The 14,530-nt window shown below is 59.6% G+C and carries 14 protein-coding genes and 1 pseudogene; 9 read left to right on the top strand and 6 right to left on the bottom strand.

Annotated elements, in window-relative coordinates:
• Positions 1-262: 262 nt before the first annotated feature.
• Positions 263-1,798: a sensor domain-containing diguanylate cyclase gene (locus DGA31_RS05125; RefSeq protein ID WP_109511785.1), complete on the top strand. Its 1,536-nt coding sequence runs from the start codon at positions 263-265 to the stop codon at positions 1,796-1,798.
• A 74-nt stretch (positions 1,799-1,872) separates the two neighbouring features.
• Positions 1,873-2,331, top strand: a complete 459-nt coding sequence (locus DGA31_RS05120) for a metallophosphoesterase family protein (protein ID WP_109511784.1) — start codon at positions 1,873-1,875, stop codon at positions 2,329-2,331.
• Between the two features lie 12 nt (positions 2,332-2,343).
• Here DGA31_RS05120 and mapR read toward each other — a convergent pair whose 3' ends face one another.
• Positions 2,344-3,753 (bottom strand): GntR family transcriptional regulator MpaR, encoded by a 1,410-nt coding sequence (gene mapR / locus DGA31_RS05115; RefSeq protein WP_109511856.1) that lies wholly within the window; start codon positions 3,751-3,753, stop codon positions 2,344-2,346.
• 214 nt (positions 3,754-3,967) lie between these two features.
• On the opposite strand from mapR, the gene DGA31_RS05110 reads away from it, so the two are divergent.
• Entirely contained in the window at positions 3,968-4,561 is a 594-nt protein-coding gene (locus tag DGA31_RS05110; RefSeq protein WP_109511783.1) for an amino acid synthesis family protein, read from the top strand.
• Positions 4,562-4,848: 287 nt separating this feature from the next.
• Positions 4,849-5,544 (top strand): alpha/beta fold hydrolase, encoded by a 696-nt coding sequence (locus DGA31_RS05105; RefSeq protein WP_338322854.1) that lies wholly within the window; start codon positions 4,849-4,851, stop codon positions 5,542-5,544.
• A gap of 87 nt (positions 5,545-5,631) precedes the next feature.
• On the opposite strand, the gene alkB is transcribed toward DGA31_RS05105, so the two are convergent.
• From alkB to DGA31_RS05090, 3 genes are read right to left on the bottom strand one after another with little or no spacing between them, the layout of a single operon-like run.
• Positions 5,632-6,291, bottom strand: coding sequence for a DNA oxidative demethylase AlkB (gene alkB, locus DGA31_RS05100; protein WP_109511781.1), 660 nt, complete (start codon positions 6,289-6,291; stop codon positions 5,632-5,634).
• A gap of 59 nt (positions 6,292-6,350) precedes the next feature.
• Entirely contained in the window at positions 6,351-6,530 is a 180-nt protein-coding gene (locus tag DGA31_RS05095; RefSeq protein ID WP_109511780.1) for a hypothetical protein, read from the bottom strand.
• Between the two features lie 23 nt (positions 6,531-6,553).
• Positions 6,554-6,859: a DUF1883 domain-containing protein gene (locus DGA31_RS05090; protein WP_056839208.1), complete on the bottom strand. Its 306-nt coding sequence runs from the start codon at positions 6,857-6,859 to the stop codon at positions 6,554-6,556.
• 172 nt (positions 6,860-7,031) lie between these two features.
• Here DGA31_RS05090 and DGA31_RS05085 point away from each other — a divergent pair, with 172 nt between their 5' ends.
• Positions 7,032-7,382, top strand: a complete 351-nt coding sequence (locus DGA31_RS05085) for a hypothetical protein (RefSeq protein ID WP_056839210.1) — start codon at positions 7,032-7,034, stop codon at positions 7,380-7,382.
• 46 nt (positions 7,383-7,428) lie between these two features.
• On the opposite strand, the gene DGA31_RS05080 is transcribed toward DGA31_RS05085, so the two are convergent.
• Entirely contained in the window at positions 7,429-7,710 is a 282-nt protein-coding gene (locus tag DGA31_RS05080) for a hypothetical protein (protein WP_056839212.1), read from the bottom strand.
• 244 nt (positions 7,711-7,954) lie between these two features.
• Between DGA31_RS05080 and DGA31_RS05075 the strand changes: the two genes are divergently transcribed.
• The 4 genes and pseudogenes from DGA31_RS05075 to DGA31_RS05060 all read left to right on the top strand — a co-directional run.
• Entirely contained in the window at positions 7,955-9,316 is a 1,362-nt protein-coding gene (locus tag DGA31_RS05075; RefSeq protein WP_109511779.1) for a UDP-glucose dehydrogenase family protein, read from the top strand.
• 42 nt (positions 9,317-9,358) lie between these two features.
• On the top strand, positions 9,359-10,198 hold the full coding sequence (galU, locus tag DGA31_RS05070) for a UTP--glucose-1-phosphate uridylyltransferase GalU (RefSeq protein WP_056839215.1): 840 nt from the start codon (positions 9,359-9,361) through the stop codon (positions 10,196-10,198).
• Positions 10,199-10,335: 137 nt separating this feature from the next.
• Complete coding sequence (gorA, locus tag DGA31_RS05065) at positions 10,336-11,694, top strand: glutathione-disulfide reductase (RefSeq protein ID WP_109511778.1); 1,359 nt, start codon at positions 10,336-10,338, stop codon at positions 11,692-11,694.
• Positions 11,695-11,809: 115 nt separating this feature from the next.
• Positions 11,810-13,477, top strand: a pseudogene (locus DGA31_RS05060) (hybrid sensor histidine kinase/response regulator); the annotation flags it as partial.
• A gap of 26 nt (positions 13,478-13,503) precedes the next feature.
• On the opposite strand, the gene DGA31_RS05055 reads toward DGA31_RS05060, so the two are convergent.
• Positions 13,504-14,499: a DNA-binding protein gene (locus DGA31_RS05055; RefSeq protein ID WP_109511776.1), complete on the bottom strand. Its 996-nt coding sequence runs from the start codon at positions 14,497-14,499 to the stop codon at positions 13,504-13,506.
• Positions 14,500-14,530: the final 31 nt, after the last annotated feature.

The raw sequence follows: 14,530 nt of genomic DNA, 5'->3' as shown, positions 1-14,530 counted from the left end.
CATCCTCGTTGTGCTTGTTATCGGCGCCGCGCAGGGCTGCGTGGCGTTGCTGATGAAGGATGCTCAGCAGAAGATGTGCCAACCCGGATTCATTGGGGTTGGCATGGTTTGAATGTGCAGGAGGTGAACAACTGAACAGTGCAGTGTCCAGAACCTGCACACGCAGGCGAGGGCGTGTTTTCGTATGGCTGACATGCCTCTGCGTTTCAGGGTACGAAACCTGCATAATGCACGCCGTGCGTCAGAATAATAACGAGGTTCCATGAAGCGCGTTTCGGACGGCCTGCAGCGACTGCCGCACAAGACCCTGTCAGGCTGGCTGGCGGTGTTCATCGCGCTGGTCTGCATTTCCCTGACCCTGGCCACCGCCTGGCAGATCTGGGAGTCCGCCAGTGATCGTCTGGCCAGTGCGCGCGCAGGGGTGTTCAACGTGGCCCGGGGCGTCGAGCAGCATGCGATCGACACCGTGCGCCAGGCCGACAATACCCTGAGGAATCTCGCCGAGCGCATCGAGGTCGATGGCATGGGCCCGGAGCAGCGCTTGCGCCTGCATGCGCTGATGGCGCGTAACGTGGTGGATGTCGAGGGCTTGCAGGGGCTGTTCATCTATGACGAGCAAGGTAACTGGGTTGCCAATTCCTTTACCCAGGAGCCCAGCAACAAGAACAACAGTGATCGCGATTATTTTATCTATCACCGGGACAATCCCTCGGTGCTGGTCAATGTGGGTTCGATCGTGGTCAGCCGCACCACCGGGGAACTGATCATTCCGGTCAGCCGCCGGCTTGAAACGGCTGAGGGGCGCTTTGCCGGGGTGGTACTGGCGACGTTGCCAGTCGCTTATTTCCAGACCTTTTTTGCCAGCCTGAACGTTGAAAGCGATGGCGTGATCCTGCTGGCGCGTGACAACGGCGACCTGTTGGCGCGCCGGCCAACCATCGACGCACTGATGACCACCAATATCACCAAGGGAGAAATCTTCAGCAAGCACTTGCCTTATCACGCCAGTGGTGTGGTGTTTGTCACCTCGGTGGTCGACAAGATTGAGCGGCTCTATGCTTACCGCCGTGTCGACGGCTTGCCATTGGTGATTGCCGCCGGGCTGTCTTCGGCCTCGGTATATGCCTCATGGTGGGACTATGTGCTGCGCTCGCTGCTGATCACCGGCCTGCTGATCGTTGTGCTGTCGGCCTTGGGCTACCTGATCTGGCGGCAGATCCAGCAATTGCTGGTGGCTCAACGCGAGCTGGGCGCGGCGCATCGCGAACTGGAGCAGATCGCCCACACCGACGGGCTGACCGGCATCGCCAACCGGCGCCGGTTCGACACGGTGCTGGCCAGCGAGTGGACGCGTAGCCGTCTTGATCAGGTGCCGCTGGCGCTCATCCTGCTGGATATCGACTGGTTCAAGCAGTACAACGATCGTTACGGTCATGTGCAGGGTGACGAATGCCTGAAGCGTGTTGCACGCCTGATACGCGACACCCTGCCAGCGCAGGGGCTGGCGGCCCGCTATGGGGGAGAGGAGTTCGTGGTGCTGCTGCCCGGCATGGCGCAAGGCGATGCCTGCGCGGTGGCCGAGCGTATTTGCGCCGCGATTGCCGAGGATCGACTGGAGCATGCGGGCAGCCCCTTGGGCTGCGTGACCATCAGCGCCGGTGTGGTCAGCACGCTATCAACGGCGGCAGCCACAGCGACTGACCTTCTGGCGTGCGCCGACCACTGCTTGTATGGTGCCAAGAAGCAAGGCCGCAACAGGGTGTGTGCCGAGTCGAGCGCTGAGTGTGCGACGGCTTGAGCCAGACCCACCAGGTCGAGAGGCTGTTCAAGTGCGGGTTTGCCAAACCTGAATAATCGGTTCAAGGACGTTGCATGAAAGTTGGCGTGATTTCCGATACCCACGGTCTGCTGCGTCCTGAAGCGCTCGCCGCGCTGCAGGGGTGCGAGCGGATCATTCATGCCGGTGATATCGGCAAGGCCGACATTCTGGATCAACTGGCGCAGATAGCCCCGGTGCAAGTGGTGCGCGGCAATAACGACCTCAAGGCCGCCTGGGCCGCGGGCTTGCCTGATCAGCTGGCGTTCGAGCTGAACGGCTGGCCGGTATTGCTGGTGCATGACAAGGCCGATGTGCCCGCCGATCTCGAGGCAGCGGTCAGGCTGGTGATTACCGGGCATTCGCATAAACCGCTGATCGAATGGTGCGGCGCACGCCTGTACCTCAACCCTGGCAGCGCCGGGCCACGACGCTTCAAGCTGCCGGTGACACTGGCGATCTTGGACGTACAGGCTGCAGGGATGGAGGCACGGCTGGTGAGCTTGCTGGATTGACTGAACGCTGGCTCAGAACGATCCCAATAGCCGGCCCAGCACCCCCATCGACGCTTCGCTCTGTACAGTCCACGGATAACCGCTGTTCAGCCGCGCGCAGTGGGTAAAACCGCGGGTGGCCGAGAACATCGGGCCTGGAGCGATGCTGATGCCTTGCGCCAGGGCCATTTGATACAGCTTCAAGGAATCGACCCGCTCGGGAAATTCGAACCATAGAAAGTAACCGCCGCCAGGGCGGGTGACCCGGGTTTCGTCGGGGAAGTGGCGAGCGGCAGAGGCGAGCATCGCCCCTTGTTGCATTTCCAGGGTGTGGCGCAGCTTGCGCAAATGGCGATCAAAACCTCCGTGTTGCAGGTAGTCGGCAATCGCGGCCTGGGCCGGTACGGATGGAGAGATGCTGGTCATCAGTTTCAGGCGGCTGATCGCTTGCGCGTAGCGCCCGCCCGCCACCCAGCCCACCCGATAGCCGGGTGCCAGGCATTTCGAGAACGAGCCGCAATGCATGACCAGGCCTTCAGTGTCCAGGCTCTTGACCGGGCGTGGGGCGCGGGCGCCGTAGTACAGCTCGGCATAGACATCGTCTTCGATCAGCGGCAGTTCATGGGTCTTGAGCAGTTCATAGAGGGCATGCTTGTTGGCGTCGGGCATGCTGGCGCCCAGCGGGTTCTGCAGGCTGCTCATGAACCAGCAGGCCTTGATGGGCAGGCGCTTGAGGCTGTCGGCCAGGCTGTCGAGATCAACGCCTTCGCGCGGATGCACCGGGATTTCCACGGCCTTGAGCTTGAGCCGTTCAAGCATCTGCAGGCAGGCATAGAAGCCTGGCGCTTCGATGGCCACCAGGTCGCCGGGCTGGGTCACGGTTTGCAGGCACAGGCTCAGGGCCTCCATCGCACCGTTGGTGATGACCAGTTCCTCGCGGGCCGGGTGCACGCCGCTGTTGAGGTAGCGCAGGGCGATCTGCCGGCGCAGTTCCTGATTGCCGGTGGTCATGTCGGCAATGACCGCATGGGGCGAGAGGCCGCGCACGCTGTGCGCCATGGAGCGCGCCAGGCGTTGCAGCGGAAACAGGTCAGGGCTGGGGAAGGCCGAGCCAAAAGGCACCGTATGCGCGTCTTGCAGGCTGGCCAGCACCGAGAACACCAGTTCGCTGACATCCACATCGGTGCCTGTGCCAGGATTGGCATGGATCACCGGCTCGCTGAGGGTCTTGCTGGCGTGCTCACGCACGTAATAGCCGGAGCGCTCGCGGGCCTGGATCAGGCCACGGTCCTCAAGCCGGTAATAGGCCTGGAACACGGTCGAGGGGCTGACCGCAAAGCGCTGGCTGGCGACCCGTACCGAGGGCAGCTTTTCGCCGCCCTTCAGGGTTCGAGTGCGGATCATCTGAGCAATGTCTTCGGCGAGCTGTTCGTAGCGTTTCATAAAGGCGCAGACAATCCGGGAGTCGAAAGCATCAGCATGCCCGGCCTGAAAAAACAACACCAGACGCATTTTCCGGATTTTTTTGCATATCAGATGCGGCAATGCGCCGGGATCTGATCCGCTTCAATTACGCGGATCTGGACCTGTCTGACACTGAAATGTCCCTGCAGACTATTGGCATACCGTAATACGGCATGCACAAATCGGAGGAAATATGGCATTTCAGATTCGCAAGATCGTCACCTATACAGAGCAGATCCTGATCGAGGGTGGCAAAACAGCCGAGACGCCGCTGACCATGGTCGCCGTGGCAGCCATCATCACCAATCCCTGGCATGGCCCGGGTTTTGTTGAAGACCTCAAGCCGCAGATTCGCGAGCATTGTTCGTCCCTGGGACAGTTGATGGTGGCGCAACTGAGCCAGGCGATTGGCGGTGCCGACCGTATCCAGGCGTATGGCAAGGCCGCTGTGGTCGGTGAGGAGGGAGAGATCGAGCATGCCTCGGCGGTCATTCACACGCTGCGTTTCGGAAATCACTTCCGCGAGGCTGTGGATGCCAAGAGCTATCTGGTCTTTACCAACAAGCGGGGCGGGGCGGGCACTTCGATTCAAGTGCCGATGATGCACAAGGACGATGAGGGGCTGCGATCGCATTACCTGACGCTGGAAATGCGTATTGACGATGCACCGCGCCGTGATGAAATCGTCGTAGTGCTGGGCGCCGCTGACGGCGGCCGGCCGCATGCGCGGATCGGTAACCGTTACCTGGATCATCAGGAGCTGGAGGCCGAAGCGGTAAGAGGGTGATCTGATATGGTTTTTATTGTGGTTTCTGCCTCTGTAACCGGATCAGTCCAGCGCTCATCATCTGTTTCATGATCACTGATGTGCAATGGGGGCAACCTGATGGGCAAGATGGCGATTTTCATGCTGGGTTTTCTGGCGGTGACAATATTGATCGGTGCATTGGCGACCATACCGCCGCCGCTGTAAACCCTTGAGTCAGAGCCCTTGAGCAATCAGGGGCTTTTGGCGTTTCGGGCAGGGCTGTATACACTGCGCGGCATTTATACGCTGCGGGCAGGGCCTTTTCTGTGACACTTCCTCTCATCATGCTTCCCGGGCTGCTGAACGACGCACGCCTGTGGGCGCAACAACAGGCTGTTCTGGAAAAAGACCGATCAGTCCATATCCCTGATCTGACCCAGGACAACAGCATTGCCGGCATGGCAGCGCGGGTGCTGGAGACCGCGCCTGAACGTTTTGCCCTGGCGGCACTGTCCATGGGCGGTTATGTAGCGCTGGAAATCCTGCGCCAGGCACCCGGGCGGGTGGGGCGGCTGGCGTTGTTCGACACCATGGCCCGCCCGGACAGCCCGGCCCGTGCGCGTGTACGCCGGGGGCTGCTGGAGCTGGCGCACATGGGCACCTTCAAGGGCGTGACTCCGCAGCTGCTGCCCAAACTGATGCATCATCGCAGCCTGGGCACACCGGCTGCCGAGCTGGTTCGTGCCATGGCGCAGGCCATTGGCCGCGAAGGGTTTATCTCTCAGCAACAGGCCATTATCGGTCGCGCCGATTATTCGGCGCTGCTGGCGCAGATTCGTCCTCCAACGCTGATTGTGGTGGGCGAGGACGATCAGATCACACCGGTGGAAGAGGCGCAATTCATGCACCAGCAGATTGCCGGGTCACGGCTGGTGGTGATTCCAGAGTGCGGGCATTTACCCCCCTTGGAGCATCCGCAGCACACGTGTCGGTTGTTACAGGAATGGCTGATGGGCGCTTAGCTGTTTTAGGTCGTTTGTAATACCACCCCATGATAAACACAGAACGATTTTACACCTCAACTTCCGGGAAGCAGGGTCAATCAGGGTTTAACCTGCCTTGCGAAACGTCAGGTTGATACGCTGTGAGCCCAGCAGGGGATGGTGACCCTCGGCAATCGGCAGAATGCCGTGAAAGCGCAGGCGGTCTTCACGCCCCCATACCAGCACGTCACCATGAAACAACGGCACACGTTGCGCCTTGTCACTGCGGTGCAGGCCACCGAACTGGAAGATCGCCGGCAGGCCCAGTGAAACCGAAACCACCGGCCAGCGATGGTCGCGTTCGTCCTTGTCCTGGTGCAGGGCCATTCTGGCGCCAGGTACATAGCGGTTTATCAGGCAGGCATCGGGGGAGAAGTCTTCGAAACCTGTGTGCTGTGCCGCCAGGCGTGCCAGCGCCAGCCAGGATTCGGGTATGGCCGGCCAGGGCTGGCCGCTGAGCGGGTCGAGTTCGGTGTAGCGATAACCGTGTCGATCAGTGATCCATCCCAGTCGTCCACAGCAGGTCATGGCAACCGACATACGGTGACCACCTGGGGTGTGCATGTGACGAAAGGGGGCAGCGGCTTCGATCCGGTCAAGCAAGGGCAGCCAGCTTTCCAGATCAGGCAAGGCAAATCCACGCAGCAGTGTCGCTGCCGGAGCAATGGACTCGCGGCCCTGTGGGGTATCGTCAGCGAAAAGGTCTAGGGTCAGCGAGGGAGGCATGGCCGTTTTTCGTTCGTTGGCTCATGACCCGCCAGACGGGTCTGGCGGGAGGCGACAGGTCAAAGCGCTTTACTGACCTTGACGTCGCTGATCACGTCGTCGCCCTGGCCGTGCATTTTTTCCAGCGCAGCGCGCGCTTCTTCGACCGAGGCCGATTGCAGTTGGGCGAATTCGAAACGGCGTTCGCCGTTGAGTTTGTAGCTGATGGCAAACTTGGTAGTCGGTGCAGGGCTGGTCACGGTCACTCCTGAATGGGCAAGGGTCAGCTCAGATTCGAATGCGAGCGACGCACGATCTTGATCGAGTGGGTAAAGGTGGGCTTGTGGCCGGGGTTCTTGTCGGGCTTGCGTCCGGTGGTATCGATGGTGATGTTCCAGAAACCACTGCTCGGCACGGCGATCTTGGCCGGAAACCGGTCGAATGCACCGCCATGATAGGTATGCCGGCCGCCGTTTTTGAAGCTGCGAAAGTTCGCGTCGCTCATCAGGCGTATATTGCAGGGCCGTGAGCACTCGATGACGACCAGATCGTCTTCGTTGAGGTGCTCACGCTGGTGTACGAACTTCATGAATATCTCCGCAACAGGCTTCTTGCAAAAGCGGAACGATACCACGAGGCACCGGGCGTTTTGCCAATTGGCTCACAGTTATTTGCAGGGTGATGGCAAAAAGTCTGCAGGGTCGGGATTTTATTGCGTTAATGCGTGTCGTAAGCGCTTTGGATTTGGAGGGATTGATTGTATGAAAATGGCCGTGGTGATACTGGCCCTGGCGATGGCCGGGTGTGCATCCGTCGAGGATATCGAGCACTCTCCGGCAACGTTGAGCGTTATTTCCGGCAAGAAGCCGAACGAATATGCCACCTGTTTTATCGAAAAGATTGGCGACAGCCGTACGCCTCCGTTGAAAGAAGCCCGTAACGATGGCGTACGCTTGATTATTGCGCAAAAGCTGAGCGATGCGCCTGCTGCGATCGTTGATATCGAAGATCGCTCGGGCGGCAGCTCGATCAAAGTGCATGAGCGCCTCAATAACCTTCCTGTACGTGGCGGTGACGTCCAGCGGGCTGCCGAGGCGTGTATTTCGGGTTGATCGCTGTTGCTGTCGGCCCGTCAGACCCAACACCGGCGGGCTGCCATTACTTGCAGACCACCAGGACGTTGCGATGCTTGTAGTTGCCGACGTCCATGCCAAGCGTCTGGTCTTCGGCTTCGGTGCGAGCGGTGCCATCAGTGCCGACAATTTCGTAGCCGGTGCCCGCGCAGGAGTCTTCGGCTTTCTCGTAGCATTTGGCCCAGGACATGGCTTCGCCGGAGCAATCGATGCTCAATCCTTGCTGGCCGTTCTTCAGGTGCGTAGGGGAGGCCGTGGCGCAACCGGTGAGCACCAGTACGGCAAAGAGAGGCAAAAATCTGATCATGGTGTTCACTTCTACAATCGGGCTGTAAAGACGCTTCAGACACAGCCTGACGTCACACCATCAATGACAGGTAGACGTACAGATCTGGCGGAATACGGTTCATGCGGTTTTGGACCGGGGAAGAGTGCCATCGTTCCGCCATGTATCTAACGTGATGCGGCATCATGTCCCTGTCGCACGTTGGTCATGACAGTGCAATGGGTTGGCGGTGCAATTGTCGCAAATCCTGTCAGGAGTGACGAGCATGCGACTTTGCATCATTGGGGCCGGCTATGTTGGCCTGGTGACCGCCACCTGCTTCGCTGAAATGGGCAACCGTGTCGTGTGCGTCGAGCACCAGCCGTCGCGCCTGCTGCTCTTGCAAGGCGGCGAATGCCCGATCCATGAGCCGGGTCTGGAGGCCATGCTCAAGGAGCATCTGGCCAGCGGGCAATTGAGCTTTACCGGCAGCCTGGCTGAAGGCCTGCAGTGTGCAGACATTATCTTCATTGCCGTGGGCACGCCCTGCCAGGAAGACGGCTCGGCCGATGTGTCTCATGTGCTGGCGGTGGCCGACCAGATCGGCCAGTGCCTGGTGCGAGCAAGCCTGGTGGTCAATAAATCCACGGTGCCTGTCGGTACATGCGAGGCGATAGGGCGACGCATCAATCAGCATCTGGTGCAGCGTGGCCTGGACATGCGCATTACAGTGGCAAGTAACCCCGAGTTTCTCAAGGAGGGGGCTGCCATCGAAGACTTCATGCGCCCTGACCGGGTCATCATCGGGTGTAACGAGCCGCAATCGGCCGAATTGCTGCAACGGCTCTACAGCCCGTTCCTGCGTAATCGCGAGCGGGCAGTGGTCATGGACCTGCGTGCTGCAGAGTTTACCAAGTACGCGGCCAATGCGTTTCTGGCCACGAAAATTTCCTTTATCAATGAAATGGCCGATTTATGTGCACACCTGGGTGTGGATATTGAGCAGGTTCGACGCGGCATCGGTAGCGATCGACGTATTGGCACACATTTTATCTATGCCGGTTGTGGTTACGGGGGTTCATGCTTCCCAAAGGATGTTCAAGCGTTGATCCATACAGCGGGTCAGCAAGGGTTCGATGCCCGCATTCTGCAAGCCGTGCAGGCGCGTAATACCACCCAACGACGTTGGTTGTTCAACGCCATAAACCTTTATTTCGGCGGTGGACTTAAAAACCGGGTAATCGCGGTTTGGGGGCTGGCTTTCAAACCCGGTACGGATGACATACGTGAAGCGCCCAGTCTGGTGCTGATCGATGCGCTGCTGGCGGCCGGTGCGCGTGTCCAGGCCACTGATCCGGCCGCCATGGCAGCCGTGGCCGAGCGCTGTAAAGAGGCAGTCCAGAGCGGTCAGCTACAGTTGCATGAGTCGCCGTATCGCTGTGTCGAAGGGGCTGACGCGGTGGTACTGGTCACGGAGTGGAAGCCATATCGCCAACCGGATTTCATCCGTATCCGCAGCGTCATGCGCAGCCCGGTGATGTTCGATGGCCGTAATATCTACGATTCAACGGAACTATCTGCGCGAGGATTTCTCTACCATGGTATAGGAAGGCCAGTGGCGGGGCATTGTAAGGTGAGCGCCGCCTGATTAGACTGCGCCGACAATGCCACGCCTTACATAAGGACTTATATGATCAAGAAATGCTTGTTCCCCGCAGCCGGCTACGGCACTCGCTTTTTGCCAGCGACCAAAGCCATGCCTAAAGAGATGCTGCCCGTGGTCAACAAGCCACTGATTCAATACGGCGTGGAAGAGGCGCTGGCAGCAGGCCTGAATGAAATCTCCATCGTTACGGGTCGTGGCAAGCGTGCCCTGGAAGACCACTTCGACATCAGCTATGAGCTGGAACACCAGATCAAGGGCACCGACAAGGAAAAATACCTGGTCGGTATTCGTCGCCTGATCGACGAGTGCAGCTTCTCGTACACCCGCCAGACCGAAATGAAAGGCCTGGGCCACGCCATCCTCAGCGGTCGTCCGCTGATCGGCAACGAGCCTTTCGCCGTAGTCCTGGCGGACGACCTGTGTGTCAACCTCGATGGTGACACTGTGCTGGCGCAGATGGTCAAGCTGTACAAGCACTACCGTTGCTCGATCGTCGCCATTCAGGAAGTCGATCCTCAGGAAACCAACAAGTATGGCGTCATTGCCGGTGAAGAGATCAAGCCAGGTCTGTTCCGTGTCAATGACATGGTCGAGAAGCCAAAGCCGGAAGATGCGCCATCGAACCTGGCCATCATTGGTCGTTACATTCTGACTCCGGATATTTTCGAGCTGATCGAGCAGACCGAGCCAGGCAAGGGCGGCGAGATCCAGATCACCGACGCACTGATGAAGCAAGCGGCGCAAGGCAACGTGCTGGCCTATAAATTCAAGGGTCAGCGTTTTGACTGCGGCGGCGCCGAAGGTTATATCGAAGCCACCAACTTCTGTTTTGAAAACTTCTACAAGACTGGCAAGGCGTTCTGATTCTTCACGCCTGTTAATCTCAAGCCACTGCGGCCTGGCGGCGAACCTTCAAGGTTCGTCGTGATGGCCGCAGTGGCTTTTTGGTTTCTGTGGGATTGCACAGCAGTTATGCTGTCAATCTGCTCAAGGAGACAGTAATGGCTTACGACTTCGATTTGTTTGTCATCGGCGCAGGTTCCGGTGGTGTTCGTGCGGCACGCTTTGCTGCAGGGTTCGGGGCGCGTGTGGCTGTGGCTGAAAGCCGCTATCTGGGCGGTACGTGCGTCAACGTGGGGTGCGTGCCCAAGAAATTGCTGGTCTACGGCGCGCATTTTGCCGAAGACTTCGAACACGCCAAGGGGTTTGGCTGGTCGCTGGACTCGCCTGAGTTTGACTGGCCGACCCTGATCGCCAACAAGGACCGTGAGATACAACGGCTCAATGGCATCTACCGTAAATTGCTGCTCGACAGCGGCGTAACGCTGCTCGAAGGTCATGCCAGGCTGACCGGGCCTCACACCATCGAGATCAATGGCAAGCAGTACAGTGCCGAGCGCATCCTGATCGCCACGGGCGGCTGGCCACAGGTGCCGGACGTGCCGGGGCGCGAGCATGCAATCACCTCGAACGAAGCCTTTCATCTCAAGGTCCTGCCCAAGCGCATTGTGGTAGTCGGAGGCGGTTACATCGCCGTAGAGTTTGCCTCGATCTTCAATGGCCTGGGGGCGCAAACCCTTCAGGCGTACCGTGGCGACCTGTTCCTGCGAGGTTTCGATGGCAGCGTGCGCAAGCATCTGCACGAAGAGCTGCTCAAGCGCGGTGTGGAGGTGCGTTTCAATTGCGATATCGAGCGCATCGACAAACAGGCCGATGGCAGCCTGAAGCTGACGCTCAAGGATGGCGGTACGCTGGAAACCGATTGCGTGTTCTATGCCACCGGTCGCCGGCCGATGCTCGACAATCTTGGCCTGGAAAGCGTTGATGTCCAGCTCGACAAGGAAGGTTATATCCAGGTCGATGAGCATTACCAGACCAGCGAGCCCTCGATCCTGGCCCTGGGTGACGTGATTGGCGGCGTGCAGTTGACGCCGGTGGCACTGGCTGAAGGCATGGCCATTGCCCGTCGTCTTTTCCAGCCTGAACACTATCGTCCAGTGGACTACAATCACATCCCGACGGCAGTCTTCAGCCTGCCCAATATCGGGACGGTGGGGCTGACAGAAGAGCAGGCCGTCGAGCAAGGCCACTCGATTCAGGTGTTCGAAAGCCGTTTTCGACCGATGAAGCTGACCCTGACGGATGATCAGGAGAGGACCTTCATGAAGCTGGTCGTCGACAGTTCGACGGATCGGGTGCTGGGATGTCATATGGTGGGGCCGGACGCCGGTGAGATTGTCCAGAGCCTGGCTATCGCCTTGAAAGCCGGCGCAACCAAGCGAGTATTCGACGACACCATGGGCGTGCACCCGACGGCGGCTGAAGAGTTTGTGACCATGCGCAGCCCGGTATCGCGCTAGCCAGACAGCAATACTTGTGCCCCACACTCAGGATGAGAATGGGGCTGGACACGGTTTGAGGATGGATCCTGTATTGAACAACCAGATGCCGGCGGCGGCAATGCCATTGAATCCAGCACAGTCCGACAACGAATGCGTGCGCGAACTCGATGCGCTGCGCGAGAGCGAGCGTCAGTTCAGGACCCTGGCCGACAACATGAGCCAGTTGGCCTGGACAGCGGACCCTGCCGGTGTCATCCATTGGTATAACGAGCGCTGGTATGCCTATACCGGCGCTTCGCTCGAAGCGATGCAGGCCTTGGGTTGGCGCTCGGTGCATCATCCCGAGCACCGCGAGCGGGTTGTCGCGCACCTGCAGTACTGCTTTGCCACAGGCTCCGTATGGGAGGACACCTTCCCCCTGCGCGGCAAGGATGGCAATTTCAACTGGTTCTTGTCGCGCGCGTTGCCGATTCGCAATGAGCGCGGGCACATCACTCACTGGTTGGGCACTCACACCGACATCACCGCCCAGGTCAATGCTGAAGAGGCATTGCGCGAGCTCAACGACAGCCTTGAGTTGCGCGTAGCTGAGCGCACTCGGGAGCTTGCAGAGGCCAACCAGCGCTTGCAGGTCGAGATTGCCGAGCGTGCACAAGCCGAAGAAGCTCTGCGCCACGCCCAGAAAATGGATGCCATCGGCCAGCTCACCGGCGGTATTGCCCATGACTTCAATAACATGCTCACCGGTGTGCTCGGCGCACTGGACCTGATACGGCGACGCCTGGCGGCGGGGCGGGTCAATGAGGTCGAGCGTTACATTGATGCGGCCGTCACCTCCGGCAACCGTGCGGCAGCGCTGACGCAGCGCCTGCTGGCTTTCGCCCGGCGCCAGTCGCTCAAGACCTGCGATGTGCAGGTCAATGCCATGGTGACCTCCATGGAAGAGTTGTTGCGCCGCACCATTGGCGAAAGCATCGAGTTGCATATCGAGCTTGAAGATCACGGCCGGGTGATTCGCACCGACGAGCATCAATTGGAGAATGCACTGCTCAACCTGGTGATCAATGCGCGCGATGCCATGCCCGGCGGCGGTCAGTTGTGGGTGCGCAGCCAGCTCACGGTGCTGAAGGTTCGCGACAGTGAGTTGACGCCCGGTCAATACCTGCAGCTCAGCGTGCAGGACACTGGCTGCGGCATTGCCGACGAGGTGATTGCACGGGTGTTCGATCCGTTTTTTACCACCAAGCCCATTGGTCAGGGTACCGGTCTTGGGCTGTCGATGGTGTATGGCTTCATGAAGCAGACCGGCGGGCATGTGCGTATCGACAGTGTGCAGGGGCAAGGCACCTGTATCCGCTTGTTCATGCCCTGTGAGGCGCCGTGTACGGTCGGCCGCGAAGATGCGCTTGTGGCGCCGCTATCGCCTCGCGCCAGCCAGGGTGAATGTGTGCTGGTGGTGGAGGATGAAGATGCCGTGCGCATGCTGGTGGTCGATGCGTTGCGTGAGTTGGGATATGCCACCCAGCAGGCCGGCGACGGGGCCGGTGCGATTACTCGCTTGCAGGGTGGGGAGCGTATTGACCTGTTGGTGACCGACGTAGGGTTGCCAGGGCTCAATGGCCGCCAACTGGCCGAAATTGCCCGCCAGTTCCGGCCGGGCATCAAGGTGTTGTTCATGACCGGCTACGCCGGCAATACCCAGGCCCGGCAGGACTTGCTGGAGCAGGGCATGGACATGCTGATCAAGCCGTTCAACGTCGATGAGCTGGCTGTCCGTGTGCGCGGGATGCTGGAAGCATAATCGCTCTGGCTTGAAGCAGCGTCCTGTCAGGCGTCTTCTACAGGGGGCGGTGGCAGTGGCTGCTGTATCTGCGCTTGTAGGTTTTCCAGAGCTGCTTCCTTGCGGCCCAACAGCAGTTCCAATACACGATTCTGCTGCAGTGCATCGTTCAGGTCCTGCTTGAACCCCGCGCCGTCCGCCAGCGCGGCTTGCAGGCGTACTTCCAGCTGTGCGCTGCGGGTGATGGCTTTCTGTTGCTCGGTGAGTGCCTTTTCCGTCTGCTTTTGCGCTTTGTCCAGTTGGGTCTGGCAGCTGTGCAGTTCGCGGGCGGTATTGCGCTGTTCGACCAGCAGTCGTTCGTTATCCCGATTCAGTACGGTGATCGACTCCTGGTGCAGGGACAGGGTCTGCCGGGCTTGGCGCAACTCCATTTGCACCTGTTGCAACTGGCCTTCATGACGCTGTTGATCCTGCTCACGCTGTTCCTTGACGGCTGTGCGGTAGTGCTCCAGCGCGTCCCGGGCGTGGCGGTGCTTGTCTTCCAGTGACTCGATCTGCTTGTCGCGATCAAGCAGGCGTGATTGCAGGTCCTGGCTGGCCTGGGTGAGGCGGGTGTTTTCGGTCCTTTCCTGTGTCAGTGCTTCGCGTGTCAGTGCCAGGGCCTGACGCTCCTGAGCCAGGTGTTCACTCTGGGTGTCATGCAGTTGCTGCAATTGCGCCAGCTGTTTCTGTACAGCTGCCATCTCCTGCTGCAGGCCCAGGCGCTGACGTTGTATTTCTTCCTGGGCCTGATCGATACGCTCCTGAGCCTGGCCCTGAAGGCGCTCAGCCAGGCGCGCAACCAGTTCCCCCAGTTCTTCATTGATAGCCGGGGCAGGGCTGTCCTGTTCTTCAAGTTCGCGCAAGTAGCGGTGAATAGTCGTCTTTGAGCCGGTGTTGCCCATTTCGACGCGTACGGCATCAATGCTCGGATTTTCCCCGCGCGCCAGCAATGCCAGTCTTGCCTTATGCACCAATGCCTTGTTGATACCGCCGCGTGCCATGCTGGCTCCTACGATTTCGTACTGTGGTATG

It is taken from the genome of Pseudomonas ovata, assembly GCF_003131185.1.
GTDB classification, from domain to species: domain Bacteria; phylum Pseudomonadota; class Gammaproteobacteria; order Pseudomonadales; family Pseudomonadaceae; genus Aquipseudomonas; species Aquipseudomonas ovata.
This window is presented reverse-complemented; position numbering and strand designations above follow the sequence as displayed.

What these genes read in the sequence shown, in the direction of transcription:
- DGA31_RS05125 (WP_109511785.1), top strand. Translation starts at nt 263, where the DNA reads ATGAAGCGCGTTTCGGACGGCCTGCAGCGACTGCCGCACAAGACCCTG.
- DGA31_RS05120 (WP_109511784.1), top strand. Translation starts at nt 1,873, where the DNA reads ATGAAAGTTGGCGTGATTTCCGATACCCACGGTCTGCTGCGTCCTGAA.
- mapR (WP_109511856.1), bottom strand. Translation starts at nt 3,753, where the DNA reads ATGAAACGCTACGAACAGCTCGCCGAAGACATTGCTCAGATGATCCGC.
- DGA31_RS05110 (WP_109511783.1), top strand. Translation starts at nt 3,968, where the DNA reads ATGGCATTTCAGATTCGCAAGATCGTCACCTATACAGAGCAGATCCTG.
- alkB (WP_109511781.1), bottom strand. Translation starts at nt 6,291, where the DNA reads ATGCCTCCCTCGCTGACCCTAGACCTTTTCGCTGACGATACCCCACAG.
- DGA31_RS05090 (WP_056839208.1), bottom strand. Translation starts at nt 6,859, where the DNA reads ATGAAGTTCGTACACCAGCGTGAGCACCTCAACGAAGACGATCTGGTC.
- DGA31_RS05085 (WP_056839210.1), top strand. Translation starts at nt 7,032, where the DNA reads ATGAAAATGGCCGTGGTGATACTGGCCCTGGCGATGGCCGGGTGTGCA.
- DGA31_RS05080 (WP_056839212.1), bottom strand. Translation starts at nt 7,710, where the DNA reads ATGATCAGATTTTTGCCTCTCTTTGCCGTACTGGTGCTCACCGGTTGC.
- DGA31_RS05075 (WP_109511779.1), top strand. Translation starts at nt 7,955, where the DNA reads ATGCGACTTTGCATCATTGGGGCCGGCTATGTTGGCCTGGTGACCGCC.
- galU (WP_056839215.1), top strand. Translation starts at nt 9,359, where the DNA reads ATGATCAAGAAATGCTTGTTCCCCGCAGCCGGCTACGGCACTCGCTTT.
- gorA (WP_109511778.1), top strand. Translation starts at nt 10,336, where the DNA reads ATGGCTTACGACTTCGATTTGTTTGTCATCGGCGCAGGTTCCGGTGGT.
- DGA31_RS05055 (WP_109511776.1), bottom strand. Translation starts at nt 14,499, where the DNA reads ATGGCACGCGGCGGTATCAACAAGGCATTGGTGCATAAGGCAAGACTG.